The sequence below is a fragment of the Parahaliea maris genome (assembly GCF_008064665.1).
GTDB classification, from domain to species: Bacteria; Pseudomonadota; Gammaproteobacteria; order Pseudomonadales; family Halieaceae; genus Parahaliea; species Parahaliea maris.
In genome coordinates this window covers 769,950-796,364 of record NZ_VRZA01000001.1, presented here as the reverse complement: position 1 = coordinate 796,364, position 26,415 = coordinate 769,950, and the positions used below count along the sequence as shown (strand labels likewise).

Here is a 26,415-nt window from a genome sequence, read left to right as displayed (position 1 = left end):
CCGGCCCATGGCCGAGATCAACGTGGTGCCCTACATCGACGTGATGCTGGTACTGCTGATCATCTTCATGGTGACCGCGCCCATGCTGATGCAGGGAGTGAAAGTCGAACTACCGGAGGCCAGCGCCGAGCCGGTGGAGGACCAGGACAGTGAACCGCTGATCGTCTCCGTGGATGCCAGCGGTCAGCTGTTTCTCAACCTCGGTGACGAAAAACAGGTACTGAGCCTGGCCACCGTTCGCGAGCGGGTCTCCACCGTGATGCGGCGGACACCGGAGAAGCCGGTGCTGGTCTGGGGTGACAAGGCGGTGGCGTACGGTACCGTGGTGACCCTGATGGCGGCCCTGCAGGAAGCGGGTGCGCCCAGCGTCGGCCTGGTGACCGAGAACCCCGAGCCGCCCCAGTGAACACGTCGATCTACGCCAGGCCCGTCCAGCCGCGCATCGTGCTGCGGCCGACCCTGGCCACCCTTTTCCTCCACGGCCTGGTGATCTATCTGTTGACCGCCAATTGGGACCTGTTCGAGGAGAAGGTAATTGTCGCCAAGGTGATCCCCAAGGCGATCGACGCCAAGCTGGTGGATATCAGCGAGATTTCCAAGCCTAAGCCGGTGGAACAGCCGAAGCCGGCCGCGCCCAAGCCCAAGCCCAAGCCCAAGCCGGCACCGAAGCCGAAGCCGGTCGAGACCAAGAAGCCGGCGCCGAAGCCGGTGGAAAAAAAGGTCGAGCCGAAGCCGCAGCCCAAACCCGTAGAGAAAAAGCCTGACCCCGGCCCCAGCCGCGAGGACCTCCTGCGCCAGCAGCGCGAGGACATGGCGCGCACCATGGCCCAGGAGGAGGCGGCCCAGGCTGCGGTGACTGCCGATGAAATGGCGGCCAGCTTCGCCGCCCTGATCCAGCGCACGGTGATCGGCTACTGGAGTCGCCCGCCGAGCGCCCGCAACGGCATGGAAGTCCTGCTACAGTTGCAGCTGATTCCCACCGGGGAAATTGTCAGCGTGACGGTGCTGAAAAGCAGCGGCAACACCGCCTTTGATAACTCAGCCATCAATGCGGTTGAAAAGGCGGGCAGTTTCCCCGAACTGAAAAAGCTGCCGCCGCGTAAATTTGAAGAAACCTTCAGGCGATTCCGCCTGCTGTTCCGACCAGAGGACCTGCGATACTGATGACACGGATAATACTGAGCCTCGTACTTACATTGGTAACCCTGGGCGCCCGGGCGGAGTTGGTGATCGAGATCACCCAGGGTGTCGACAACCCCACCGCCATTGCGGTGTCGCCTTTTGCCTGGCAGGGGGGCGGAACGGCGCCGGAGGATATCGCCCAGGTGGTCCAGGGCGACCTCGCCCGCAGCGGGCAGTTTGCCCCGGTGGATCGCCGGGACATGCTCGGCCGGCCGAGCACGGAAAAGGAAGTGTTCTATCGCGACTGGCGCGCCATCAGCGCCGAGTACCTGTTGATCGGCCGGGTCTCCGGTACCGAGCAGATGCGGATCGAGTACGAGCTGTTTGACGTCAACCGCCAGGCCAAGGTGTTCGACGGCACGGAAACCGGCCCGGCCAGCGAGGCGCGGATGCTGGCTCACCGGGTCAGTGACAAGATCTACGAGAAGCTCACCGGCATCCCCGGCGCATTCGCCACCCGCCTGCTGTATGTGTCTGTGACCCGCAATCCCACCGGCAAGGACTACTATCGCCTGACCCTGGCGGATTCCGACGGCGCCCGGCCGATTGTGCTGCTGGAGTCCCGCGAGCCGATTCTGGCGCCCAGCTGGTCCCCCGACGGCAGCGAGATCGCCTATGTATCGTTCGAGACCACCCGGCCGGCCATCTTTCGCCAGAACCTGGCTACCGGGCAGCGCGAGCAGTTGACCAATTTCAAGGGCCTCAACAGCTCGCCGGCCTGGTCGCCTGACGGCAAAACCATGGCCATGGTGCTGTCCAAGGACGGCAGCCCGGACCTCTACCTGATGGACCTGGCGAGCAAGCGCCTGACCCGGATTACCCGGCACTACGCCATCGATACCGAGCCCACCTGGATGCCCGATGGAAAGTCGTTACTTTTCACATCTGACCGTGGTGGACGGCCGCAAATTTACCGCTATGATCTGCGCAGCGGCACGACCGAGCGGGTAACCTACGAGGGCGCCTATAACGCCCGCGCCAGGGTGGCCCAGGACGGTCGCAACGTGGTGGTAGTGCACCAAAGTAACGGGCGATTCCACATCGCGATCTACGATCTGGTAACCAACCGGATGCAGGTGCTCACCTCCACGGAACTGGACGAAAGTCCGAGTATCGCACCCAATGGCTCTATGGTATTGTACGCAACGAAGTCAGGAGATCGCGGCATTTTGGCCGCGGTTTCTGTAGACGGGGGCGTAAAGTTTCGGCTGCCGGCACGCGAAGGCGATGTCAGGGAGCCGGCGTGGTCACCTTATATGAGCCGCTGATAGCGGTATAAACAGATCATCAGATCAATGACTACATACTGTAAGGATAGGAATATGAAACACATCAATGTTGCCGGAAAGGCGCTTACGCTGCTGTTCACGGCGGCATTCCTGGTGGCTTGTAGCAGCAGCGACACCAAGGAAGCAGACGACGCAGCTGCGGCGGCAGCCGCCGCGGCAGCCGCGGCCGAAGAAGCCGATCGCGCTGCTCGTGCCGAAGCCGAGCGCCAGGCTCGCGTCCTTCAGGACGCAGTAGACGCCGTTGGCAACGTCTTCTACTTCGAGTTCGACAGCTCCAACCTGACCGCGGACGCCCAGCGCATGGTTGATGCGCACATTGCCCTGCTGAGCACCAACGACAAGACTGTCCGTCTGGAAGGTCACACCGACGAGCGCGGTACCCGTGAGTACAACATGGCCCTCGGTGAGCGCCGTGCCAACTCTGTGCGCGACTACATGGTAGCCAACGGCATCGCCAGCTACCGCATCGAGACGGTCAGCTACGGTGAAGAACAGCCCGTGGCCTACGGTTCCGGTGAGTCCAACTGGTCTCAGAACCGTCGCGTTGAGCTGAAGTAACAGCGGTAAACACAATGCGTCAAAGCGTAAGCAGACTGCTTGCCGTGAGCGGGCTGGCCCTGGTGGCCAGCCCGTTCTGCTTTACGGTTCAGGCACAGGATTACATCGACGTCGAGGCGGAGCGTCGTGCCCAGGAGCAGGGCAGCGTCAGCGCCCCGGCCTCCACCACGCCTGCCCGTGATCCCTACAGCAGCCCGCAGCCGGCTCGCTCCTACCCGGCGACGAGTTACGGGGTGAACAGTGCTCCGGCAGGTTCGAGTATCGGTCAGAGTGCCCCGGCCCCTGTGGCGTCCTCCGCCGCGGCCTCCGGTGGCAGCAATAACCTCGGCCAGTTGGTGCTGAAAGTGCAGCAGCTGCAGCAGGAAGTCATGCGCCTGAACGGTATCGTGGAAGAGCAGGCCCACGAATTGCGCACCCTCAAGGAACAGAGCCTTGAACGCTACGTCGACCTCGATCGCCGGGTCAGCTCCCTGACCACCGGCGGTGCAGTGGCCGTTGGCGCTGCCGGCGCGTCGGCGATGGCCGACGATAGCACCCCGACCGTGAGCACCGGCGCTGCCAGTGTGAAGGAACAACCGGGTGAGGCAGACGCCTATCGCAGTGCCTATGCACTGGTGCGTGGCCAGCAGTTCGATGAGGCGGTGACCGCGTTTCGCGGTTTCCTGCGGCAGTACCCTTCGGGCCGCTATGCGCCGAATGCACACTACTGGCTCGGCGAACTCTATCTGGTGGTACAGCCGGCGGACCTGGAGTCCTCCCGCCAGTCGTTTACGTTGCTGCTGGAAGAGTACCCTGACAATGCCAAGGTCCCCGACGCCCTCTACAAGCTGGGCCGGGTGCATTATATGAAGGGCAATCGGGAAAAAGCCCGCGAGTACCTCGATCGCGTGGTCCGTGAGTACGGCGACAGCAACAACGCCGCCGCCCGTTTGGCCCAGGATTTCATCAACGAAAACTACTGATCGCCTCAGTAGCCCCCGCTATGAATGAGCCGTTGCCCGCCAGCGACGGCGCCCCTTCCAATGATGTGGAAGCGGCGCTGCGTATAACTGAAATTTTCTACTCCCTGCAGGGCGAGGCGCGTACCGTGGGCCTGCCGACGGTGTTCGTGCGTCTGACCGGTTGCCCCCTGCGCTGCGTTTACTGCGACACCGCCTACGCCTTCAGTGGTGGCGAGATCATGAGTCTCGACCACATAGCCGGCCGTGTGGCGTCCTATGCACCACGCTACGTTACGGTAACGGGCGGCGAGCCGCTGGCCCAGCCCAACTGCCTGCCGTTACTCCGTCAGCTTTGCGATGCCGGTTACGAGGTGTCGCTGGAAACCAGCGGCGCACTGTCGGTGGCCGGGGTGGACCCGCGGGTAGTCAAGGTGCTGGACCTGAAGACGCCGGCCTCGGAGGAAGTCCATCGCAATGACTACGGCAATATCGCGCACCTGAACCCCCGGGACCAGGTCAAGTTCGTGATCTGTGACCGGGGCGACTATGAGTGGGCGCGCTTCAAGCTCGACGAATACCAGCTTGCCGGCCGGGTCTCTGATGTCTTGTTTTCCCCCAGCCACGGCGCCTTGCCTGGTCGCCAGCTCGCCGAGTGGATTCTGGAAGATAACCTGCCGGTGCGGATGCAGCTCCAGTTGCACAAGTACCTGTGGGAAGATGCGCCGGGGCACTGATCATGAACAATAAACGCGCAGTGATTCTGGTGTCCGGCGGCCTCGATTCAACGACGGTGCTCGCCATGGCCCGCAGTGAGGGTTACCAGTGCTACACCCTCAGTTTTGATTATGGCCAGCGCCACCGGGCGGAACTGGTTGCCGCGGATCGTGTTTCCGAAGCGCTGGGGGATGTCGAACACAAGGTAGTGAAACTCAACCTGGACAGCATCGGCGGTTCAGCCCTGACCGATACCAGCATCGATGTACCGGAAGAGGAAACCGGGGGTATCCCGATTACCTATGTGCCCGCGCGCAACACGGTGTTTCTGTCGATTGCCCTCGGCTGGGCCGAGGTGCTGGGCGCCAACGATATCTTTATCGGGGTCAATGCTGTCGATTACTCGGGTTACCCTGACTGTCGCCCTGAATATGTCGCGGCCTTCGAGGCCATGGCCAATCTCGCCACCCGAGCGGGAGTAGAGGGCAACAAGCTGACCATTCACGCTCCTCTGATGGATATGGGCAAGGATGAGATCATCACGGCCGGCGTCGCGCTCGGTGTCGATTATTCCCTGACCGTATCCTGCTACCAGGCGACAGAAGAGGGTTTGGCCTGCGGCCGCTGTGACAGTTGCCGGCTGCGGCGGGAGGGTTTTGTAGCGGCCGGTGTTGAAGACCCGACCCGCTACCTGCCCTGAACTCGCGGCTCGTCCCGAACGAGCACTGCGTTCGTCACACCCCGGGCTGGCGCCCTTTCACTCCGAGCTCTCTTTCCAGCCACAACGCTTCGAGGGTGGTGAAGATGTCCCGCAGGGCTGCGGGTGGGCACAGCACACCGTTGGGGTCCACGCATTCCGGAAAATGAAGTGCAATCAGTTGTCCGGCTTCTTCCGTTCTCACGACCTGTCCGCGCAGGGTCACTTCCCTGTCCTCGAGTGCGATGATCGCATCCACCATTTCTCCCGGTTTCGCGGGGGGTGTCGGTGCGCTCAGCAGAAGCCCGGTGAGTGAGACGTTAACGACAGGAGTCGCAAATACATAGCCTTCATTGTTGATCAGTGTGACTGACAAGCCGTCCGCGGCAGAGCCCGCCAGTTCGGCGAGATGAATTCTGCCGCTGCTACGGCGGTTGGCACTGTGCTCCAGGTGCCGCCGCAGGAATGCCATCAGCACCGGTACATCGGCGGTGTCGATTTGCGTGACCGCATTGTCGGTCTCGGTCGGCACCAACTGGATGCCCAGTGCAGAGTCGCAGATGCGCAATTTGCCAAATTGTAGGTGTTCCAAGGCGAGAATTCCCGAGGCGGTCTGGTTGAGGGTTAAGCCCAGTGTATTCAGTCGAAAGCCGGGAGCAATGCATTGCCGGGGTGGGAGTGCAAAACTGTCGATTGGGTCACAGTTATTACTCTGAGTTATTAAATTATAAATGTTACAGAACGCTAGCTTATTATTGTCTGCTGCCGGGTATGTACAAATGCTGCTTCTGTAGGGGGTAAGTGCACCGGTGGAACCGTACTGGCCGGGTGCCATCGGGGTCGGTCACTTCCCCTGGATTTGCTCCCTGGGTGAACGAAGAAAATTTTCGTGGCCAACCCGAAAATGGCTTGTTTTTTGCGAACGAATCAGTACTATACGCACCTCGTTCGCGGTGACGGTTCAACGTTGCCCGAAGCGACCCGTTTAGGGGCCGTTAGCTCAGTTGGTAGAGCAGTTGGCTTTTAACCAATTGGTCGATGGTTCGAGCCCATCACGGCCCACCAACATTCCCGAGTCAATCGGGAACGAAAAAGCCCTCCGCGTGAGGGCTTTTTTGTGCCCGTCCTTATCTTTCCGCGCCCACATCCTCAAGCCAGCTATCGAACTGCGCGGCTGTCGCATAGGAGGTTTGTGTGCCCCGGCCGGTCACACTGTGAGAGGCATATTGCACGGCGCGCTGGATGCTACTGTCGATATCGCCTGTGGCAATGTAGTTGGCAGCAAAGCAGCCGACAAAGGCATCGCCGGCGCCGGTGGTGTCCACTGCCTCTACTGCCGGAGCGACCAGGTGCGTCCGTTTATCGCCATGCATATGCAATGCGCCCCGCTCGCCCAGGGTCACCACCAGGTGTTTTAGCCCCCGGTGGAGCAGGCTGGAGGCGGCGGCTTCAATTTGCTCCAGCGAGTGCACCGGCATACCGGTGAGAATTTCCAGTTCGGTCTCATTGGGCATGAAGAAATCGCAACGGCAGGCGTAGCGTAGATCCAGTTCGGTGGTGGCGGGTGCCGGGTTGAGAATCACCGGTATGTTTTCGGCGTTGCCGAATTCAATGGCCCGGTAGATGGTTGCCAGCGGTATCTCGAGTTGCAGGACGATGAGCTTGCACTGCCGCAGGTCATCCGCGGCTGCTTCGATATCCGCTGGCAGCAGGTGCTTGTTGGCGCCGGGGATGATCAGGATGCGGTTCTGTGAGTCGCGGTCTACCATGATCGGTGCCACCCCGCTGGAGACACCGGGTACCTTGCGAACGTGGCGTGTATCCACACCGAACTGCGCCAGGTTCTGAATGGTGTTGTCGGCGAACATATCCTCGCCAACCCGGCTCATCATCAGCACGTCTGCGCCCAGCTTGGCTGCCGCTACTGCCTGGTTGGCTCCCTTGCCCCCACAACCCATGGCAAAGTCATCCGCCTCCAGTGTTTCGCCGGCTTTCGGCATTTTGTCGATGTAGGCGATAAGGTCGACCATATTGGAGCCGATCACAGCGATATCCGTCACGCGCGTGCCCCCCTCAGGGTTTATAATTTTCCGCAGTATAGTCGACACGCTGACATGGGTAGGCAACCTGATGAGCCAATCTCCAAATAGTGATTCCCTGGCCGCGTACATTGACCACACCCTGCTGAAGCCGGAGGCCACGCCCGCGGCCATCCTGGGGCTGTGCAATGAGGCGAAAGAGCACAACTTCAAATCGGTCTGCGTCAACTCCCGCTTTGTTGCCCTCTGCGCATCACCCCTGGACCAGTCCGGGGTATTGGTATGTTCGGTGGTGGGGTTTCCCCTGGGTGCCATGGCCACCGCGGCCAAGGCTGCGGAGACGCGCGGGGCTATTGCTGACGGGGCGGGAGAAATCGATATGGTGGTCCCCATCGGTATGGTCAAGGCCGGGGACTGGGAGGCCGTAGCCGCCGACATCAGTGCGGTCTATGCAGCGTGTGGGAGTATTCCGCTGAAGGTGATATTCGAGACCTGCCTGCTAGAGCGTGAGGAAAAACTGGCACTTTGCCGTATCTGTCGGGACATCGGTGTAGCCTTCGTCAAAACCTCGACCGGATTTGCCGGCGGCGGCGCGACCCTCGAGGACGTGCGGCTGATGCGTGAGGCGGTCGGTGAGGCCGTCGGGGTCAAGGCGTCGGGCGGCGTGCGGGACCGGGCAACGGCGCTGGCGATGATCGATGCCGGCGCGACCCGACTGGGCACCAGCTCGGGTGTCGCCATTGTGTCGGGGAGTGCCGGCGAGGGGGATTACTGAATCACTCTCGAAGCGTCTTGCGGCTGCTCGGGCACATCCTTTCCTGCTGGCGGCTTAGCGCCACTCCAGGGTCAGCTGCTTGTCCAGCCAGACCTGCTCCAGCTTGTAGAAAATATCACTGAGCGCCTCTGGCGGATTGGGCCTGCCTCCCTTGTCGAGACAGTCAGGGAACTGCAGGGCGCACCGGGTCATGGTTTTGTCCTGCCGCACGATGAGCCCGCGCACCTCCACGGCAAGGCCCAGTAGTTCGAGCCGGACGTAGACGTCCTCTCCCCTTTCCCCGAGCGGTTGGCTCGACTCGATGAAGATGCCGGTCAGCGAGATATCAATGGCGGTAACCGCTTGCTCGGTGTCTCCACCAAGGGCGGTAACGCGGAGGTGGTCTGCCTCGGTATTGCGCAGGCCAGTGAGGGGAAGCCGCCAGCTGGAGCGCCGGTTCGCGCTTTCATTCAGGTGCTGCTTCAGGAAGTTGATGAGCAGGGGAATGTCAGAGCTGGAAATATCGGCGCTACTCAGTTGGCCGATACTAAACTCTATGCCTTCTTCATGTTCCGAAATGGCCAGATCGCCGAAATTCATCGTATCCACAAGGTAATCCCCTAATTCAGGTACCGCTGCACCTGACGTCTATCATCTCCCTGGCCGCAACGAACTGGACTGCAGCCGTATCCCGTCTCTTCCCGGCCTGGTCAAACTGCTAGGTAACCGGTGAAAGAAATACTAATGAGAAATTAAAAAATCTGATAGGAACTGAATCACAGAATTACGAATGGTTATATCAGGCTGCTGGATGCGGCTATCAAAAGCGCCTGGGTGCGGGGGAGTTTCGATACCGGGATCGGCAAGCGCGCCATTGCCGCTGGCGCACGCCAGGGAGCGAAAGAGGGCGCGTCAAACGTACGACCCGTCAAGATCAGACACATACCGTTGCAGCCATTCGCCAAAGGGCTGCAGTTCTTCATCGCGATAGATGTCGCGCAGTAGCACGATTTTGCCATCGCTTAATGTGGCCTCTGAGTGTCCGATCAATTCCCCCGGAGGGGAGTCGCCGCGAGCGTAGGTCACTATCCAGTCAAGACGGATGGAATTACCCTCGATGACCGGCGGTGTGGGTACGTCGAGCTGACGGTTGTCCATTTGTCGATCAAAGCCGTCCACGGAGCGTTTGAGGCCGTTCAGTATGGCATCCACGCCGGTGATTCTGCAGGCCATTGGACCTCCCACTACTTCGTATACGGCATCATCCGTAAAGAAGGGTCGCAGCCTGTCCCAGTCATCGTCCTTGAAGGTTTCTTCAAATGCCGCGGCGTAGGCGAAAAACGCGTCCTGTGTCGATGACATTGGCTGCTCCTCCTGTTACTTCGAGTATAGACCCGCTGGAGCAATTGTGAGTAAACGAGAGTCCTTCCCCGGTTCACTGGTCAGGAGAGTAGGGCATTGAATTCATCGCCCGTACGGTCACCGTGGCGGCCGCGCCCTCGTCCGTCAACCGGTAGACCTGGTAACCCTTACCCGTGGCGGTGGGGCCCGCAGTACCTTCGACGGCACTGGCTCCGACATCAGCGCTGCCGGTGTAGCGCCAGCCTCCCGCGATGAATTTATTGACCAAACGCTGTTTTTCCAGCACGACGAGCAGGCGATAGCGCTGGGCGCCGATGCCCCCGCCAGCCTCGAACTGGGTAACCCGGATGTAAGCATGCGAGTTGCTGGCATTGTCGGTCACCACACCGTAGCCCCTGCCAGCGCCAACGCCGGGTATTTTGGTCGACGCCATGGCAATCACCACGTAACCCGCAGCAGACTCCAGTGATGCAGCGAGTTCCGGGTTGTACTCCAGTAGTCTGGAAACTGTCTCTTTACCCATGGCGTCAAGCTCTGCTGCACTGGGGGTGGGTGATTCCGCCGACAGAGTGCACGACATCAACAGCAGCATGGACACCACCAAAGCATGCCAGCGGTAATCAGAAAACTGCATTTGCTGACTCATCTCTAGAACCGTCGGCTCAGTGAGACAAAAGTGGAGCGGCGCGCACCAAAGCCCGCTTCAACCAGGATTTCCCAGTTGCGATTCAGGCTGTACTGGCCGCCGACCACGGTGTTCCAGCGCGAGGTGCCGCTTTGCTCCACCTTGAATTTGCCGTCTGGTGCAATCGCAGCCACCAGGTCTCCGGCGTTGCCAGGGAGCGACAGGTCTGCCAGATCCCCTCTCAAGGTCTGGTCGACCTTCTGGTACATGGCGCCAGCAAAGAGCCGAAGCTCGCTGCCGTCTTCATAGGGCCAGCGGTATCCGGCGCGGGGAGCCGACACCAGGGTCTGGATATTGCCGTCGATAATGGTGAGGTCGGTATAGGTGAAGTTGGTGTCCACCAGGGCGAACCAGTTTCCGATGCCCCCGGCCAGGGTGAATCCTGCGCCGTAGCTGCCGCCTTTCAGTTCGAGCGCAAAAGGTTGGCCCTGTACCAGCTCGCCCAGTTGGTCCACCTGTGAACAGGCCTGGCGATTGATGAGATCCTGCACTGGATTGCCAGTGCCCGGTATGCTTGACGCATCGCAGCTCACGCTCTCGATGGTGGCGACGCTGTCGCCGGAGGTGTAACCCGCGATCCCATAGACATTGAGAAACGGAAATACCCAGAGATCGCCGCGCAAGGTGACGTTGTAACCATCGAAGTCGGCATCGGGCGCGTTAATCTCGAGGGCTTCCAGCACCGGGTGCCCGTCGAGCGCGATGCTCTTGACCTGAATCGGATTGGACAGGTCCATGTACGACAGCGACAGGCCATAGGGTTTCGGCAGGATGTACCCCCTGGCCTCGGCTTCATCCCCCCAAATCGGGAAGCGGGAACCTTCGGCGAACGCGGGACCTGCGATGGCTGCTGCCACAGCCGCCGCAGAGAGTCTGATGAACTGCCCCATGGTCACACTGACTACGTCAACCTCTCACCAATTGTCGGCTCGGTGGCCGTTCGGGTGTCGGGCATCGCGAGCGTGGCTGGTTGGTGCCCGCCCCTGCATCAATCAACCACTGCGATACACTCGATCTCTACCCGGGCGTTAAGCGCCAATCCGCTTGCGCCCAGGGCACTGCGCGCCGGCGGGTTCGGAAAGAACGTCTTGTACACCTCGTTCATCGCACCCCACTCGGCCATGTCGGCGAGAAACACCGTGCATTTCACCACCTTGTCCATTGACGAACCAAACTGCTTCAGCACGCCGGCAATATTTTCCAGGGTTTGCCGGGTTTCGCCCTGGATGCCGCCTTCGGCGAGCTTCATGGAGCCGGGAACGGTGCCCAGGTTGCCGGAGAGGTAGAGCGTATTATCCACGCGCACCGCTGCTGAAAAGGGCAGGTTTCGGTCTTCTGCACCCGGCATCTGCAGGTACTCCACGTCGGGTGAGTCCCCGGCCCGGGCGAAACCCGTCAGTGAGAAGAGGGCGATTACCAGGCACAGAAATTGGCGTGTCATAGGGTGTGTCTCCTTAGATCTGATTGTTTTGTGCTGCGATTTTGATGTGTTCGGCGGCGCGGAATGCCAGCGCCATGATGGTCATGGTCGGCTGGCCGCGGCCGGAAGTCACGAAGCTCGAGCCGTCACACAGGAACAGGTTGGGGACGTCGTGACTGCGGTGGTAGCGGTCGATGACGGAGGTCTTTGGATCATCGCCCATGCGGCATGTGCCCAGCAGATGTTCTCCGCCATCTGTCGGCACCACAGGATGGCGCCAGTATTTGCGGGCGCCGGCCGCATCCATCAGTTCCTCCGAGCGATCGGCGAGGAAGTTGGCCATGGCGAGATCGTCGTCGTGATCGAGATAGGTGGTGCGCAAGGCAGGCCGCCCCCAACGATCCTTGCTGTGGGGATCCAGGGTGATGTTGTTGCGGTCCATGGCAATGGACGTAGAGGCGCAGGCCAGGGTCATCTGGCGGGTAAAATTGTTGGTGATGGCGTCCTTGAATTCACGACCCCAGGAGCGGATGTCGGGGGGCATGCCCACCAGGGCGTGGAAGATGGGGGTGGCGGACCACAGGGCGCGGGCATCGATGCCTCCTCCGCCATAGAACCCCCTGGCTTCGTCCGTGGCGTAGAAGTCGTGGATGACTTTGGATACCTGCACGCTGCGGTATTCATTGAGCGGTTCTTCGAACACGCCGTCTACCGCCGCGTGGGCATTGAACATCAGGTTTCTGCCCACAAAGCCACTCGAGTTACCCAGGCCGTCCGGGTGCCGTTCGCTGGCAGACATCAGCAGCAGGCGGGGCGTTTCTGCGCCGTTGGCGGAGACGATCACCGCCCGGGCCTTCTGCCCCTGGGCCTTGCCGTCGCGATCATAGTACAGCACCTCGCTGGCGCGGCCGTCGGGGCCAGTCTCGATACGGAACACGGCGGACTCCGCTCGTATTTCACAGTGGCCGCTGGCTTCCGCCTCTGGAATCATCGACGCCAGGGTCGAGGATTTGGCACCGACCTCGCAGCCGAAGTACATACAGTGTCCGCACTTGATGCAACCCGCGCGGCCGTTGAATGGCTGGGACAGGATTGCGTGGGGTTCCCACTGGGCATTGAGGCCGAGTTTGTTCGCCGCTTTTTCCAGCAACACCCCGGAGGATTTTATCGGCAGTGGCGGCATCGGGAAGGGTTTCGAACGCCAGGCGTCGTTGGGCCCGGGCGCGCCGGACACGCCAACTTCCCATTCCACCCGGGTGTAATACGGTTCGAGGTCTGCGTAGGTAATGGGCCAGTCGGTAAAGTTGGTGCCGCTCATCGGCCCCAGCAGGCTGCGCTCCTTGAAGTCGAGTTCGCGGAAGCGCCAGAAGTTGGCGGAGAAATGCACGCTGCTGCCGCCGACAGTCTGGGCATAGCGAATTGCTGCCATGCGAGGGGTTGTCGCTACCTGGTCTTCGGTCTGGCGGAAGGTTTCTCCGCTCGATTTGGGGCCGCCTCCGAGTAACTCGTCATTGAACAGGACCGAGTACTCGTCGTGGCTGAAGTCGCCGGCCTGGCGATAGGGGCCCTGCTCGAACAGTACGACATCAAAGCCCGCGGTCGACAACTCCCTCGCCAGGATGCCACCGGCGGACCCGGAACCAATGATGGCGAAGTCGACGGGCCGGGTCTGGGGGAAGCTCACCTTACTCATCGGTCCCGCTCCCCTGTGGGTAGTGGGCATCGTAGTACCCGAAAGGCGGCGCCCAGGCGCCCTGGTGCCCCTTGAACCCGATCAGTTCCCAGCCCACATGGTCCCGGTTGCCACCATAGCTGGGCATGGCAAAGAAACCGAACAGGGTCATGACCCGGCACAGTTCAAACCGTTCGTCCTGTTGATTCAGGATCAGCAGTTCATCCTGTTGCAATGGGTTCAGGCTGGCAAAACGCTGACCGTCGAGTCCGCTGTTGAGATGATCGATAAAGGCGCGCAGGGGCGGTAGCGCATCGCTCAGCTCCTGGGCCAGCGCCCGATCGAAAAAGTGGACTACGCCGGCCTCCCTGGCGCCGGGAGTATCGGTAGTCGGGAGGATGCGGGCGGTGATCGCATCGATGTCTGCCGCCTCATTCGCGCTCAGCGTGGTGAAGCCTGTGTCCGCCGTCATTGCTGCCTGGGCGCTGCTGGCCAGGGCGGCGAGGGCAGGGCTGCCCTGGCGCAACAGGGAGAGGGCCGCGGCTACCGCTGTGGAATGCAGAAACGTACGTCTCGAAACCTCGCTGGTGAAGGCCATTGCGAGTCCCCCGGCTGGATGGCTAAGAGTAATCTAGCACAATCCGTGAAACTGATATCCCTAATTCCGCCCGGGGCGGCGTCGTTCAGGGTTCGGGGGCGCAGAGTGAGGGTGCGCTGGCTGGTCGTGACGGGGATTCATTGACGGCTGTTACCCGTCATAAAGTTCTGGAAGGCCCTCAGGCGCTCGCCAACGCTGGCCAGGGCCGCGGTCGCCGCCCCGAGGGCCGCCAAAAGTGACAGCACGGTACGCAGCTCATCCTGGGCCACGTAGGTGAGGAAGCCCAGCAGGGCCAGCAGCGCCAGCAGAATCGGCCCCCGGAAGGCTTTCCACAGGCTGGTCTGGTAGCCGCTCGCCTGGCGTTTGAATTCGCCCAGCGGCAGGTTGTCGTGCAGGAATTGTCCCCAGTTATACCGGCCCTCCTCATCCAGAAACACGTTGCTGAAGGTCAGGTGGTGGTTCTGTTGCTGGAGCAGACCGCGATTGACCAGGCTTTGCAGGGTGTTGCGATTGCGATAATGAATCAGGCCTTCGTAGTAGATCGACCCGAGGACGAGCCGTTCATCCATGCTGCTGTGTTCCCAGGCGCGGCGGTAATTTGTGGACACCGGCCTTGCCATTTCACCTTCGAAGTAACGGTATACGCTGGGTTGTCTCAGCCATTGTTCCCACTGGGACCGTTCTGCCTCGGGAAGGTCGTCGGCTCCCATCCTGTGTTTGAGCCAGTAGGCGGGATGCATGTAGCTGAATACCACGAGCCGCCAGTCGTCGCCGAACTCGCTTTTGATGCGCTTGGCGACCGACGCCGAAGTGCCGCGGTCCCGGATAATCTCGAAGAAGTCGATAAGCACCAGGGTTTTTGCGGTTTCATACTTCAACAACTTGCCGCCACGCAAGCTGCCCGGGTTCGCCTCGACGCCTGCGCTTTCAGGAAGCAGCTGCCCGCGGGCCGATTCAAAGGCGGACACGATATCAATGTGCGCTGGCACCATTAGCCAGAGTGAATCCCGGCCAGCGAACGGGTGGCCGGCCCGGGGTGAAGTTCCCCGCCCTGTTGTCGGTTCATTTAGCAGCGGAGGTTCCAGTTCGAGCTCCCGGCACAGCAGGGTCCTGCGCATGATGAAGCCCAGCAGGAGTTGGATCAGGGCGGCTGCCACCAGTATTAACACCAGGTAGTACGACACTATCAACAAGGGATCGGCACGCGTGTGAGGGAAGTAGTAGTCGAACAGGAAGTGGGTGCCCCGACGTTCGTCCAGGTGATCCACAAAGTACAGAGAAGCCTGACCGCTGGCACACCCCTCCTGATTGTTGTCATCGTCCTCCCCGGTTAAATCCGGCTGGTAGCGATGGGCATGCTGGTCAACATCGATAAACTGGCTGAGAATCGCTCCAACATTGCTAAAGGCCGGGGAGCTTTTCGCCGCATTTCCCACCCAGAAATTATCGATCCTGTTCCTGAGCTGCGCGATCTCGTGGGGGCCCCTGTTACTGTCGCTGTGGGGGTGGCAGTTTGCCATGACCTGTAGCGACTCAGTGGAAACAGCGCTCCGGATAATCTTGTCTTCGGCTTGAACGAGTTCCCCGTACCTGTCCTTTTCGCGGGAATCCATGAGTGTCTGCTCCGCACCCTCGTGCTGCCGCACCAGCAGTGTACGGGGCAGGTAGATTCCGGAGCTGTCGGTATTGAATAGCTGTTGCTCCAGGTCGAAATTGTGAGCTTGCCTCAGGCCGCCCGCGTAGTCCCGTATGGCTTGACTCCGAACCATGAGCCTGTCGCTCACGGCCCAGCTGTGAAAGTCCAGCCACAGCCGTTCGTGGACATCGTAACTTTCGTTCTGGAGCTGAATCGCTGGCAGCACGGCGACAAGAAGCAGCAGCAGGCAGAGTTGCATGCGATACCAGGAAAGCGCGGCGTAGCTGAATGCGGGTGGAGTAGCGGCCTGGTCCGCGGTGAGCTCCGGCTCAGGAGGTTCTGGGGCGGGCTTCGCTGCTGAACTTGTCAGTGCGGGAAGTGTTTCCGATGTGGTGGCATAAAGCGGTAGCAGCAGTGCCAGCCCGACAAGGCCAACCAGAAACGCGGCGACCAGCGCGAGTGGGACATTAAACAGGCTGGCTCCCGGAGTGAGCCAGGCGAGAACCAGGAAGCAGATAACGGTACTGGTCAGAAACCACCCCGCCAGTGGTTTGTGATCCTGCGCAATCGCAACAAGGTCCTGGCGCAACTCATTCGCCACACCCATCAGTCTGCGCCAGCGATTTCCCGGGGTCGTGGCCTGATAGACCGTGCCAGTATTCGGTGGTGAGGTAGCTCGCGCGCGAACAGTGAACAGATACCAGAGCAGCGGGCTGGCGACGAGTACGAACAGCCACCAGAGGTATCCCGCTCCGAGGTCCAGATAGTATATGACGCCGATATAGAGCCAGAGGAGGAACCCGAAGTAGAGGCTCAGTATGCGGTGGATGTCGGGTCGGTGCGGGTTGGGGTAGGTCCACTCCGGGTAGCGTCGTGAGACATTTCGTTCCCTGATCCGTAACTGATAGGCTGCCCTGACCACCGCCAATATGCAGCCCAGGGTGGCAATCGCCAGCGGGATGCCAATCAGTACCAGCCCGGACAGCCCAAAGGAGGCGGCACTGAAACGGAAGTTCACCACGTCGACCAACGACTTGTCATAGAAGGTGGCCAGCATCCAGTCGGTGGCACGCAATGACGACAGCTTGACGCGAATTTCTTCGCCCTTGTAGGAGAGGTCCAGGTTTGCGTCGAGTCCACTGATCGCCGCGGCCTTGAGTTCGGCGGAATCATCTGTGGCGCGATAGAAGTTTTCCCGGCGACTGCGGCGGTTGTTGCTGTGATAGAGGACATTGCCGGTGTAGCGGTCAAAGACGGCGAAGCCGAATCCGGGCGGCATGGTAGTGTAATCGAAGGATCGGATCTGCGTGGTCCCGACCAGGATTTCAGGCGCAAGGGCCTCGCAGAACGTGCAAAAATCGTGGGCGTCGTCTACATGACAGAATTGGGCAACCGAGGGAATCCGTATCGAAATGCCGGTCTCCAGCGCGCCATCTGAGAGGGTCTCGATACGCTCCATGTAGTAGGGCTGTGATACGCCGCTGACGTCGATTTTCCACGCGCTGTCCTGCTTCAGTGCGGTGTAATACTTGCGGGAGGAAACCTTGAAACCCGGTTTCAGGTTGTAGCTGTCGAAGGTGACAAAACTTCCCAGGTGTTGTGCGTCGCCATCGAGCAGGAACAGGTCGGTAAACAGCGGCAGGGTGTCGGTGTAACACTGTCGGGTCCACGTGGCCGACTTCGTCTTCTTATCGACGCTGTCGTTGTCGACGTCACTGTCAGCAATGGTCACTCCGCTGGTGAAGCATGCTCTGGCGTAGGGCGTATTGTGACCCTCCTTTATCGGATCCTCCGTCGTATTTCCATGGGGCGCGAGCAATTCATATTTCATTTGGGCGATGTCATTGCCCGAGTCTTCCGGTCTGGTGTCGACAATCGCTAGCAGGTACTCAACGAGCTTTTCGCGCTCTTGGTAGAACTGCTTCTGGATATCCCGATGGATGGCCTTGAGGTCTTTCCTGTATATGTCGTCAAATTGATAGGACGCCGTCAGATTGGCCAGAAACACATTGGTGAGCAGGGCCAATCCCACCAGGGACACAAAGCTCAGGATGACGTCATAACGACGAATAACGGCATGTTTCGGTAGCAGCACCAGGCGCAGGAAACTCAGGGAGAGTATTCCGGCCAGGAGAACAACCACCAGCAATAGCACGACATTCAGTGGCAGGTGGTACTTGAGGCGATTGAATTCAGAGGCTTCCATCAGGCCCACGATGACCGGCGCCTGCGACTCCAGAAAAGACAGTGTGAGCGGTTGGCTGAAAGCGATCTTGTCGTCCCTGCCGAGTGGAATACTCAACAGGCGGGACTGGCTGCTCCAGGACTCATCCGAGTCCATGCCGGCACCTTTGACACTGCCATTGGCCGCGAGGTCCGCAAGCTTGAGCTCAGAGATGCGCGTTGCACGGGCGAATGCTCTCAGGCTGCTGAAGCGGGCGTAGTCATGTGTGGCGTTGAACAGGTCGCGGATATTGTCTTCCGGTACTGATGCGGTGGTGGTTGCCGTGTTGTAAAACACTTGCCCACCCTTATCTTCGTAAGTGCCCAGCAGAATGGTATCGAAATACCCCTCTGAGAAGTCGAGGCCGTTGACGAGGCTGAAGTCCTGCTTGATGGAGATTTGAAATACTTTCTCAGCCGTGGCGTCGCTGTTGCCCGAGTCCATTCCCTTGAATGAAAGGATAAAACGGCTGAGGATTCCGCCGGGAACCAGTTCGATACTCCCGCTTTTCATATGTAACGTCAGTGCGGGTTCACGGCGTTTACACCGCTGTTCCCGCGTTGTTGAACTAGCGGCGTCGCTGGAGGATTTCTTCTGCGTCTTCGTTGATGCTGCCTCGCCCCAGGGAAGAGAGGTATCGTCTTGCGGTTTCCCGTTGCGCTTTTCAACAGAGATACTTGAAGCTCCCCGCACCAGAACACTGTTGCCTGCCCAGCGGGTATAGAATGCCTTGACCTTGTTGGCCGTGGCCGACGCGTTATCTGCGAAGTAATCCGGTCCTATCTCTTCCAGCACCTTCTCACACTCAAACAGCACATTGGATTCCAGGCCGGCGTGGACAGTTTCGATATTGGCGGTGATCTGGTTGAGATGGTTGAAGTTGCGCCTGACGATGTGGTCTGCCTGCCGATCTGCCAGCTGCAGGTACCACAGCGCGGCGAGGCCGAGGATCAGGGCAACGGCAAGCAGGTGTTTGCTCGGCAAAAATGCCTTGAGGGCAGATAGCTTCATTGTCGGGTCCCCGACCGGGCGTTCCTGCCCGGTTCCAGTCGCGGTTGGAAAAACCGGTCTCGACACCTTCGCGACACCTTCGCGACACCTTAGAGATATAGCAGTTGGCGCCCGCCCTTACCGGGGCAGTAACAGGTTTTTTGCGCTTTTCTCGATTTTTTTCCGGAATTTTTCTGTCCGCTCGGCCTGGTGGTCTAGACTTTTAGCGGGACGTTTAACTTGTTGTGTGCACAAAAAAACGAAATATATCAACCGGTTAGGGGGTTAAGTCCTCTCTGGGCCAGTGCATGCAGAGGAGGTCGGGACCATGCGGTCAGGCTCGCCATTTGTCTGGATTCTCTCCCTGGTGTTGTGTGGTGCCAGTGCTGCGCTGGCCGCCCCCGGTGACGTGGGTAAAGCAACCCGCAAGGCGCAGTTGCGGAATCTGGTGGAACAATTGCAGGAACGCGACCGGGAGGACCGGCAGCGGGTAGCTGCCCTGGCCCGGCAACTCGGGATTCCACTGCGCCGGGAGCTGCCGCAGGGCGGCGTGCTGGAATTGCGGCGGGTCACGCCCTCGGGTAAACCGGTTTTCTATACGACCTACAACGTCGATGCAGCGGACACCGTATCGACAGACGAGGTCTGGCCCGGTGGTTCTGCAGGCCTGCTGCTCACCGGCAGCGGCATGCGAATTGGCGAGTGGGATGGCGGAGCGGTACTGGGGGAGCACCCCGACCTGTATCCCCGGGTGACCCAGGTCGATGGCTCCTCGGTCATCAGTAATCACTCTACCCACGTCGCCGGCACCTTGATTGGAGCGGGAACCGCCCAGCGGCCTGAAGCCCGGGGTATGGCCTATGAGGCCCTGCTGGACGCCTACGACTGGATTGCCGACAGTACTGAAATGGCTGCGGCCGCAGCCGACGAACTGTTGTTGTCCAACCACTCTTACGGGATTGCCGCCGGCTGGATCTATTGGGGCGGCACCGGACCGGACGAGTGGTGGTGGATTGGCGGCGCCGACCCGGGTGACACCGAGGACGCCAACTTCGGTTATTACGACACCGAGACTGCTCTTTGGGACCAGATTGCCTACGATGCGCCCTATTACCTGATGGTTAAAGCGGCGGGTAATGATCGCTGGGATGTCGGCCCGGACCTGGGGCAGGAATACAGTGTGGTGGATCCCAACGGCCAGTTGCTGTCCTACTCCACTGCGCCCAGGCCTGCGGATTGCGCCCCCGAGGGCTATGACTGCATGCCCACCGTCAGTGGGGCCAAGAACATCCTGACTATCGGTTCGGTGGACGATGTGATTGGCGGCTACCTGCCACTGGCGGGCGCTGCCGGTGTGCAGGTGTCCAGCTTCAGCGGTTTTGGTCCCACCGATGACGGACGCATCAAGCCTGACTTGATGGGCAATGGCTGGCTGTTGATGTCTACCTACGGCCAGGACCCCTACTTTGCCGCGGCCCTGGGCACCTCAATGGCTGCCCCCAATGTGACCGGGTCACTGGCCCTGCTGCAGGAACACTACGAGAACCTCAACGGCAGTGGCCAGTTTATGCGCGCCGCGACCCTGAAAGCCCTGGCCATCCACACTGCGGACGAAACCGGCCCGGCGCCGGGGCCGGATTACCAGTATGGCTGGGGCTTGCTGAATACACGCAAGGCGGCCGCCATGATCAGTGACGCAGGCGGCGGCAGTGAGTATATCGTCGAGAATAACCTCGCCCCCGGTGCAACCGACACGATCCCTGTGGAAGTGACCGCACCTGACGCCATACTCAAGGTGACCCTGGTGTGGACCGACCCACCTGGCACTCCGGTCCCTCCTGCGCTTGACCCGGTGGACCTGATGCTGGTGAACGACCTCGACCTTCGCGTATCGGGGCCTTCCGGCACACTGCTGCCCTGGACCCTCGACCCCGTTAACCCCAACGCGCCGGCGGCACCGGGCGACAATATTCGCGATAATGTCGAGCAGGTGCAGGCGGAGGTCACGGCAGGTTCCTATGCCGTCAGTGTCAGCCACAAGGGCGCTCTACAAGGCGCTCAGCCCCAGGGCTATTCCGTCCTAATCAGCGTGTTACCGCCGCCTCCGGTTTCGAGCGGCTATGCCATCGATGAAGATTTTTCCGGGGGCATGCCGGCGGGCTGGTCGGTGGAGACGACCGCCGGGCGGGACTGGCAGGTTGTGGCAACGGGTGAGAGCCATCCGGAGCACAGTAACAGTACGGGGGGCGGCGGTGGCTTTGCGATTCTGGACAATTGGGTCGGTGGTCAGTACGCCTGGACTGACTCATCTCTGATTACACCTGCGCTGGATCTCTCTGCAAGTACATCGGTTGTACTGACGTTCAATAGCTTCTATATCTACGATATTGTCGAGACGTATAACGTTGAAACCAGTGCTGATGGTGGCCTGAGTTGGATCAATGTCTGGCGACGGCAGGGCTTTGGCAATATTCCGACGGTTGAAACAATCGACGTTAGCGGAACTCTGGCTGGTGCTAGCAACGCCAAGTTCCGTTTCCGTTTCGAGTCCGGCTATCTTGGTCCTGATGGTGAGCAGTGGCAGGTCGACAACGTAAGGCTGGAAACCTATGGCGGGCCGGTGCCTCCACCCGACCCGCCAGACGTTACCCTCCCCGGGCAGGCTATCAACCCTGCACCGGTCAATGGCGCCGTGGATGTGCCTGCCGATACGCTGCTCAGCTGGAGCAGCGGCCAGTACGCGGACGGTCACGAGGTATACCTCGGCACAGCGGCGCCCCTGACCGCAGGCGACTGGCACAGCAGTCAGACCACCAACACCTATGACCCCGACCCGCTGGAAGGCGAAACCACGTATTACTGGCGCGTCGATGAGACCAACACGGACGGAACCACTCTCGGGGTGACCTGGAGCTTTACCACGGCGGTCGCCACTGAGCCGCCGCCGGATCCCGACCCGGACCCTGATCCTCTGTCCATGCACATCGGTGACCTGGATGCGGACCGCGTTGAGCTGTCCCGCAATCGCTGGCAGGCGGTGGCTTACGTTAGTGTGCACGACCAGGACGACCTGCCGCTCGCGGGGGTAAGTGTGCAGGGCAGTTGGGGCGGAGCCGCCTCCGGCAGTGGAACCTGCGACACATTGGGCAATGGCCGCTGTGAAGTGAGCAAGCCCAACCTCAAGGCAAACACCGACAGTGCCAGCTTTACCGTTACCAGCCTGACTCACAGCGACGGCAGAGCCTACCTGCCCGCTGCCAATCACGACCCGGACGGCGACAGTGACGGCGCTGTGCTGTTGATCCCGCGCACACCGGATAGCGGGCCGGTGAATACACCGCCAACGCTTGCGATCACTGCCCCCGCCGCGGGGACCGGCTTCAGCAGTGGAGCCTCGGTCATCTTCAGTGGAACGGCCGGTGACGCGGAAGACGGTGATCTCAGCGCTTTCCTGAGTTGGTCCTCCAGTCTGGATGGTGCCCTGGGCACGGGGAGCACAGTAGTAGCGGCCTCACTCAGTGACGGCTCGCATGTCGTGTCTGCCTCGGTGACCGATAGCGGGGGGGAAACCGCCGTGGAGACGGTGTCGATCTCTGTGGGTACGCCGGCAGCAGGCGCCGTCCACGTGGGTGCGCTGTCGGGTAGTGGTCAAGCGGGGGCCCGTGGTCGCTGGTCGGGAACCGTCAGCGTTACCCTGCACACTGCCAGTCACGGCAACCCTGGCAGTGGCGCGCAGGTGTCCGGCAGCTGGAGCGGCGGCGCCAGTGGCTCGGGTAGTTGTACCACCGATGCCAGCGGCCAGTGCGATGTATCCTTTAGTAACGCCAAGGGATCTGCAGTCACCTTTACGGTCGATGATGTTGCGGGGAGCGGCCTGATTTTCGATGCTTCCGCCAGCCACGTGCTCTCGGTTGAGGTCATAAAGCCCTAGCAGAAGTTCCACATCCAGCTATAACTACTTACTGGATACTGCAAACTCGAAGGGGGTCAGGTGGAACATACCAGCAATGTGATCGACCTGGTGATGGCGGTCACGTTCCTGCTGTTGGTGGCAGCGGGGGTCCTCGCCTTCAGCAAATGGATCAAACTGCCCTTCACCGTCCTGCTGGTGGTGATTGGGATCGCCCTGTCGGAGCTGGCGCACCTGACGCCGGGCTACCTGTCGCCGCTGGTAGAGTTCCATATATCGCCCGACGTCATTCTCTTCGTATTCCTCCCCACCCTGATATTTGAATCGTCCTTGCACCTGGAGGCACGCGAATTGCGCCGCAACCTGCTGCCGGTGCTGACCCTGGCGGTGCCCGGGCTGCTGGTATCGACCGTGATCATCGGCTCTGTGGTATCGCTGCTGACGCCTATCGATTTCAGCGCGGCCCTGGTGCTGGGTGCCATCCTCAGTGCAACCGACCCGGTGGCGGTCATTTCCCTGTTCAAGCAGCTGGGGGCGCCGCGGCGACTGACGATCCTGGTGGAAGGAGAGAGCCTTTTCAATGACGCCACCGCCATTGTCGCTTCCCAGATATTGCTTGCCATCGCCGTGGCAGGTTACGTGTCGACCCAGACCATCGTTGCCGGGGTCGGGGATTTCTTCTTCGTGTTCTTTGGCGGCGCACTGGTAGGCTGGTTGATGGCCCTGGTGACCGGATTTTTTCTCGGCCACGTGGAAGGTGACCCGCTGATAGAGATCTCGCTGACCACCATTCTGGCCTACTTTTCCTTCCTGATTGCCGAGCACACCCTGCATGTGAGCGGCGTAATGGCCACCGTGGCGGCCGCGCTGACCATTGGTGGATGGGGGCGGTCCAAAATCTCCCACTCCGTCAGCGAGTACCTGGAGAACTTCTGGGAGTACCTGGCGTTTGTGGCCAACGCCCTGATTTTTCTCCTGGTGGGTCTGCAGATCGACCTGGCGGCTGTGGCCCAGTCCTGGTCGATGCTGGTCTGGGTGATTATGGCGATGTTGCTGGCACGGGCGGTGGTTATCTTCGCTTTCGTGCCGTTGGTGGGAAAGCTCCCTGGCGCAGAGGTGATCGACCGCAAATTCCAGGCGGTGATGTACTGGGGTGGCTTGCGCGGTGCCATCGCCCTGGCCATTGCCCTCAGTCTCGGTGATTTCCGCCATGCGGAGACGTTTGTCGTGCTGGTGACCGGCGCGGTGCTGTTTACGCTGATTGTGCCGGGGCTCACCATTGAGCGACTGATCAAGGTCCTGGGCCTCAACCGGCCGCCCCTGGCCGACAGGATGGCCCTGGCCGAGGCGCATCTCAACGCCCAGCACAAAGCCCTGTCCAACCTTCCCGCACTGCAACAGGAAATCGATTTTTCCCCGCGTATCGCGGCGGCCCTTGAGGCGCGCTACCAGCTGGCGGTCGACGATGCGGAGGCGCGCTATGAATCCCTGCGTGAAGCGGAGCTCGACCTGGAACAGGAGTGCGACCTGTTGATGCTCCGCTGTTTCTCGGTTCAGAAGGCGCTGTACCACCAGATGTTTGCCCACGGGCATCTCAGCGAGAAGACCTACCGCAACATGGTGTATTCCCTGAATGTCGAAGGCGACAGCCTGCGCTATCACGGGGCGCTGCCCCATATCCCGCCGCGCTCCTACCTCGAACGGTGGAGTCGCAACACCTGGATGCGGTTCATCCAGCGCGCCGGGTTCGGTTTGTTCGACAACTACGCCGAGTCCATTCGCAGCCACTCGACAGCCCGTGATTACGAACTGGCCTGGGCCGGTTACCACGGCTGTCTGCGGGTGCTGGCGAATATCGACGAACTGTCGCAATTCAGTCACACCCGCAGTGCCGCGGTAGACGAGGTCCGGTCCAAGTTCCAGCGCTGGTCGGAAGGGGCCCGGCGCAAGATCGACGCCGTGGTGGAGCAGTTTCCGGAATTTTTCAACGCCAGCCAGCAGCGCCTTGCCGAGCGCACCATGCTGCACAGCCAGCGCAACTTCATCGTGACCCAGCGCCGCAGCGGCGCCATCCCCAACAGTGTTGCCTCCGCCCTGCTGGAAGAACTGGATGAGCAGATTCGCGACCTGCGGGGTTACGACACCACCCATCTGAAGATCGACGCCAACGAGTTGCTGCGCAAGGTGCCGGTGTTTGCCGACCTGCCGGAAGAGGAAGTGCCCCGTATCCTCGCCTGCCTGACCCAGCGCACCGTGCCGGCGCGCCAGGACATTATCCAGGAGGGGGCCTTCGACGAATCCCTCTACCTGATCGCTCGCGGTTCGGTGCGAGTCCTGCGGCGCGATGAAGCGGGCCGGGAAATCGAACTGGCGGTACTGGCCGCCGGGGATTTTGTCGGGGAGTCCGGGTTCCTTACCGGCGAGGCGCGCAGTGCCACCTGTCGAGCGCTTACCCCCTGCGCCATCTACGAGCTCAAGCGCCGCGACCTGAATACATTCCTGGAAACCTGCCCGGGCCTGCAGGTTGCCCTCGAGCGGGCCATGCGTCACCGCACCGGCGACGTGTGTATGTTGGAGGATGGGCCGGGTACCGTGCCGGGCTAGCCGGCAAGGTAATCCACGAACGGCGCCACCTTTGCCCCGGCAGCATGCCGTTGCCGCCAGGCCCGTGGCGACAGGCCGTGGCGCTGCTTGAAAGCCCTGGAAAGGGCGCTGGCACTGCTGTAGCCGAGCATGTCCGCCAGTTGTGCCAGGTCTACCGGGGAGCTGGACAGGTGGTACTCCGCAAGATCCAGCCGGTTCTGTAACAGCAGCGCCTTGAATGAACTCCCTTCCCGACGCAGCGCCCGCTGCAGGGTCTTGGCGTGCCATCCCAGGGCACTGGCCACACTTTCTGCGTTGCAGCCACCGCTGGCCAGTTGCTGGCGGATAATCGTGCTGATCTTGCCCGGCAGACCCTGGTCGACGACCAGGTGGTTGTTATCGAGGTAGTGCTCGATGATGGCCAGCAGCTCGGGATTGTGTCCCGGAACGGGCGTATCCAGCACCTCTATTGGAAGGCGGATGCCTGCGTGTTCCTGCTCGAAGTAGACCGGTGCGCCGAAAAAGCGACGGTAGTGCTGACGCTCCGGCGGGCGGGGGAAGGTGAAGGAGACGGCGGAGGGCGCCCAGGTGGGGCCCAACACCTCCCGCAGCAGCAGGAGGTGCTGTGCCACCGACATGGCCTGGAACTGGCTGGCCCGTCCGTCAATTCCGCGGGGCACGGTGCGTACCAGGGTGACGTGGCTATCGTCGCGCTGCTGACGCCACTGGGTGTCGGTATACAGACTCATCCGAGGGTAACCCGCATCGAGCGCTGAGCCGATCGTGGCGGAGGCCCTCGCGAGGAGGGCCAGCGCTCCCATGCCAAGGGATTCGCCATGGCGGGCAACCACCAGTCCGAGGTGCGGGCAGCGGTATTCATGCGCCAGTTGCTCGAGGCAGTTGCTGAAGGCATGGCGGGAAATAAACCCCTCCGGGCGCGCCACCAGCGTAGGGTCCAGGCCGCACTTGCGCAGCGTAGGGGCCAGGTCCATGCCGAGTTCCTCAGCCGCTTCGCCAAGGCTGGAGAGGAGAGCACTGCGAATCAAGGGGGAGGCGGTGGACGACATGGGGCGCGATTGAGGGGTGTAAGAGTGTCCTCTAATGTCATGTTTGTGTCCCTGAATGTCAAGAAGGAGCCCGGTGAACGCTGCTATTTTCCCC

At 60.9% G+C, this 26,415-nt stretch carries 21 protein-coding genes and 1 tRNA gene; 11 read left to right on the top strand and 11 right to left on the bottom strand.

All coding sequences use genetic code 11. The features are described from left to right. Window positions 1-7 precede the first annotated feature (7 nt). The 7 genes from tolR to queC are packed head-to-tail and all read left to right on the top strand — an operon-like array spanning window position 8 to window position 5,384. Window positions 8-406, top strand: coding sequence for a protein TolR (tolR, locus tag FV139_RS03520; RefSeq protein WP_148067070.1), 399 nt, complete (start codon window positions 8-10; stop codon window positions 404-406). Beyond that, on the top strand, window positions 403-1,164 hold the full coding sequence (locus tag FV139_RS03515) for an energy transducer TonB (RefSeq protein ID WP_148066830.1): 762 nt from the start codon (window positions 403-405) through the stop codon (window positions 1,162-1,164). The genes tolR and FV139_RS03515 overlap by 4 nt, the downstream gene beginning before the upstream one ends. Continuing rightward, a complete protein-coding gene (tolB, locus tag FV139_RS03510) occupies window positions 1,164-2,450 on the top strand; it encodes a Tol-Pal system beta propeller repeat protein TolB (RefSeq protein ID WP_148066829.1) in 1,287 nt (428 codons plus the stop codon). The genes FV139_RS03515 and tolB overlap by 1 nt, the downstream gene beginning before the upstream one ends. 54 nt (window positions 2,451-2,504) lie before the next feature. Continuing rightward, window positions 2,505-3,029, top strand: a complete 525-nt coding sequence (pal, locus tag FV139_RS03505) for a peptidoglycan-associated lipoprotein Pal (protein ID WP_148066828.1) — start codon at window positions 2,505-2,507, stop codon at window positions 3,027-3,029. Between the two features lie 14 nt (window positions 3,030-3,043). After that, window positions 3,044-3,991 carry a tol-pal system protein YbgF gene (gene ybgF, locus FV139_RS03500; protein WP_148066827.1) on the top strand — a complete coding sequence of 316 codons (948 nt, stop codon included), beginning with the start codon at window positions 3,044-3,046 and terminating at the stop codon, window positions 3,989-3,991. Window positions 3,992-4,011: 20 nt separating this feature from the next. Next, window positions 4,012-4,704 (top strand): 7-carboxy-7-deazaguanine synthase QueE, encoded by a 693-nt coding sequence (gene queE, locus FV139_RS03495; protein ID WP_187276379.1) that lies wholly within the window; start codon window positions 4,012-4,014, stop codon window positions 4,702-4,704. A gap of 2 nt (window positions 4,705-4,706) precedes the next feature. Beyond that, the gene (gene queC, locus FV139_RS03490) at window positions 4,707-5,384 is read left to right on the top strand and encodes a 7-cyano-7-deazaguanine synthase QueC (protein ID WP_148066826.1); all 678 of its coding nucleotides are present in this window, start codon (window positions 4,707-4,709) and stop codon (window positions 5,382-5,384) included. 34 nt (window positions 5,385-5,418) lie between these two features. On the opposite strand, the gene FV139_RS03485 is transcribed toward queC, so the two are convergent. Beyond that, window positions 5,419-5,973 (bottom strand): PilZ domain-containing protein, encoded by a 555-nt coding sequence (locus tag FV139_RS03485; RefSeq protein WP_187276378.1) that lies wholly within the window; start codon window positions 5,971-5,973, stop codon window positions 5,419-5,421. 397 nt (window positions 5,974-6,370) lie between these two features. Here FV139_RS03485 and FV139_RS03480 point away from each other — a divergent pair. Then, window positions 6,371-6,446, top strand: a tRNA-Lys gene (locus FV139_RS03480). A gap of 62 nt (window positions 6,447-6,508) precedes the next feature. Here FV139_RS03480 and rbsK read toward each other — a convergent pair. Then, window positions 6,509-7,441 carry a ribokinase gene (gene rbsK / locus FV139_RS03475; RefSeq protein WP_235898508.1) on the bottom strand — a complete coding sequence of 311 codons (933 nt, stop codon included), beginning with the start codon at window positions 7,439-7,441 and terminating at the stop codon, window positions 6,509-6,511. Window positions 7,442-7,511: 70 nt separating this feature from the next. Between rbsK and deoC the strand changes: the two genes are divergently transcribed. Continuing rightward, window positions 7,512-8,195 carry a deoxyribose-phosphate aldolase gene (gene deoC, locus FV139_RS03470; RefSeq protein ID WP_148066823.1) on the top strand — a complete coding sequence of 228 codons (684 nt, stop codon included), beginning with the start codon at window positions 7,512-7,514 and terminating at the stop codon, window positions 8,193-8,195. 54 nt (window positions 8,196-8,249) lie between these two features. Here the strand turns inward: deoC and FV139_RS03465 are convergent, their stop codons facing one another. From FV139_RS03465 to FV139_RS03430, 8 genes are all read right to left on the bottom strand, one after another. Beyond that, window positions 8,250-8,774, bottom strand: a complete 525-nt coding sequence (locus FV139_RS03465) for a PilZ domain-containing protein (protein WP_235898534.1) — start codon at window positions 8,772-8,774, stop codon at window positions 8,250-8,252. A 312-nt stretch (window positions 8,775-9,086) separates the two neighbouring features. After that, on the bottom strand, window positions 9,087-9,536 hold the full coding sequence (locus tag FV139_RS03460; RefSeq protein ID WP_148066821.1) for a nuclear transport factor 2 family protein: 450 nt from the start codon (window positions 9,534-9,536) through the stop codon (window positions 9,087-9,089). A gap of 73 nt (window positions 9,537-9,609) precedes the next feature. After that, window positions 9,610-10,170: a lipid-binding SYLF domain-containing protein gene (locus FV139_RS03455; RefSeq protein ID WP_148066820.1), complete on the bottom strand. Its 561-nt coding sequence runs from the start codon at window positions 10,168-10,170 to the stop codon at window positions 9,610-9,612. A gap of 14 nt (window positions 10,171-10,184) precedes the next feature. Continuing rightward, a complete protein-coding gene (locus FV139_RS03450; RefSeq protein WP_148066819.1) occupies window positions 10,185-11,111 on the bottom strand; it encodes an alpha/beta hydrolase family protein in 927 nt (308 codons plus the stop codon). Window positions 11,112-11,209: 98 nt separating this feature from the next. Then, a complete protein-coding gene (locus FV139_RS03445) occupies window positions 11,210-11,662 on the bottom strand; it encodes a RidA family protein (RefSeq protein ID WP_187276377.1) in 453 nt (150 codons plus the stop codon). Between the two features lie 13 nt (window positions 11,663-11,675). Continuing rightward, window positions 11,676-13,334 carry a GMC family oxidoreductase gene (locus FV139_RS03440; protein ID WP_187276376.1) on the bottom strand — a complete coding sequence of 553 codons (1,659 nt, stop codon included), beginning with the start codon at window positions 13,332-13,334 and terminating at the stop codon, window positions 11,676-11,678. Then, a complete protein-coding gene (locus FV139_RS03435) occupies window positions 13,327-13,911 on the bottom strand; it encodes a gluconate 2-dehydrogenase subunit 3 family protein (protein WP_148066817.1) in 585 nt (194 codons plus the stop codon). Before FV139_RS03435 ends, FV139_RS03440 begins: the two co-directional genes overlap by 8 nt. Window positions 13,912-14,048: 137 nt before the next feature. After that, the gene (locus FV139_RS03430; RefSeq protein ID WP_148066816.1) at window positions 14,049-18,782 is read right to left on the bottom strand and encodes a hypothetical protein; all 4,734 of its coding nucleotides are present in this window, start codon (window positions 18,780-18,782) and stop codon (window positions 14,049-14,051) included. A gap of 307 nt (window positions 18,783-19,089) precedes the next feature. Here FV139_RS03430 and FV139_RS03425 point away from each other — a divergent pair, with 307 nt between their 5' ends. Further along, a complete protein-coding gene (locus FV139_RS03425) occupies window positions 19,090-22,692 on the top strand; it encodes a S8 family serine peptidase (RefSeq protein ID WP_148066815.1) in 3,603 nt (1,200 codons plus the stop codon). Between the two features lie 60 nt (window positions 22,693-22,752). Continuing rightward, complete coding sequence (locus FV139_RS03420; RefSeq protein WP_148066814.1) at window positions 22,753-25,275, top strand: cation:proton antiporter domain-containing protein; 2,523 nt, start codon at window positions 22,753-22,755, stop codon at window positions 25,273-25,275. On the opposite strand, the gene FV139_RS03415 is transcribed toward FV139_RS03420, so the two are convergent. After that, on the bottom strand, window positions 25,272-26,246 hold the full coding sequence (locus FV139_RS03415; protein ID WP_187276375.1) for an AraC family transcriptional regulator: 975 nt from the start codon (window positions 26,244-26,246) through the stop codon (window positions 25,272-25,274). The two genes, FV139_RS03420 and FV139_RS03415, sit on opposite strands and share 4 nt — an antisense overlap. Window positions 26,247-26,415 lie beyond the last annotated feature (169 nt).

Excerpts from the sequence above, each read along its gene's own strand:
- FV139_RS03440 (WP_187276376.1), bottom strand. The coding sequence starts at position 13,334 with ATGAGTAAGGTGAGCTTCCCCCAGACCCGGCCCGTCGACTTCGCCATC.
- FV139_RS03450 (WP_148066819.1), bottom strand. The coding sequence starts at position 11,111 with ATGGGGCAGTTCATCAGACTCTCTGCGGCGGCTGTGGCAGCAGCCATC.
- FV139_RS03445 (WP_187276377.1), bottom strand. The coding sequence starts at position 11,662 with ATGACACGCCAATTTCTGTGCCTGGTAATCGCCCTCTTCTCACTGACG.
- queE (WP_187276379.1), top strand. The coding sequence starts at position 4,012 with ATGAATGAGCCGTTGCCCGCCAGCGACGGCGCCCCTTCCAATGATGTG.
- FV139_RS03435 (WP_148066817.1), bottom strand. The coding sequence starts at position 13,911 with ATGGCCTTCACCAGCGAGGTTTCGAGACGTACGTTTCTGCATTCCACA.
- FV139_RS03460 (WP_148066821.1), bottom strand. The coding sequence starts at position 9,536 with ATGTCATCGACACAGGACGCGTTTTTCGCCTACGCCGCGGCATTTGAA.
- FV139_RS03455 (WP_148066820.1), bottom strand. The coding sequence starts at position 10,170 with ATGCAGTTTTCTGATTACCGCTGGCATGCTTTGGTGGTGTCCATGCTG.
- tolB (WP_148066829.1), top strand. The coding sequence starts at position 1,164 with ATGACACGGATAATACTGAGCCTCGTACTTACATTGGTAACCCTGGGC.
- ybgF (WP_148066827.1), top strand. The coding sequence starts at position 3,044 with ATGCGTCAAAGCGTAAGCAGACTGCTTGCCGTGAGCGGGCTGGCCCTG.
- pal (WP_148066828.1), top strand. The coding sequence starts at position 2,505 with ATGAAACACATCAATGTTGCCGGAAAGGCGCTTACGCTGCTGTTCACG.
- FV139_RS03425 (WP_148066815.1), top strand. The coding sequence starts at position 19,090 with ATGCGGTCAGGCTCGCCATTTGTCTGGATTCTCTCCCTGGTGTTGTGT.
- FV139_RS03430 (WP_148066816.1), bottom strand. The coding sequence starts at position 18,782 with ATGAAGCTATCTGCCCTCAAGGCATTTTTGCCGAGCAAACACCTGCTT.
- deoC (WP_148066823.1), top strand. The coding sequence starts at position 7,512 with ATGAGCCAATCTCCAAATAGTGATTCCCTGGCCGCGTACATTGACCAC.
- FV139_RS03465 (WP_235898534.1), bottom strand. The coding sequence starts at position 8,774 with ATGAATTTCGGCGATCTGGCCATTTCGGAACATGAAGAAGGCATAGAG.
- tolR (WP_148067070.1), top strand. The coding sequence starts at position 8 with ATGGCCGAGATCAACGTGGTGCCCTACATCGACGTGATGCTGGTACTG.
- FV139_RS03415 (WP_187276375.1), bottom strand. The coding sequence starts at position 26,246 with ATGGACCTGGCCCCTACGCTGCGCAAGTGCGGCCTGGACCCTACGCTG.
- queC (WP_148066826.1), top strand. The coding sequence starts at position 4,707 with ATGAACAATAAACGCGCAGTGATTCTGGTGTCCGGCGGCCTCGATTCA.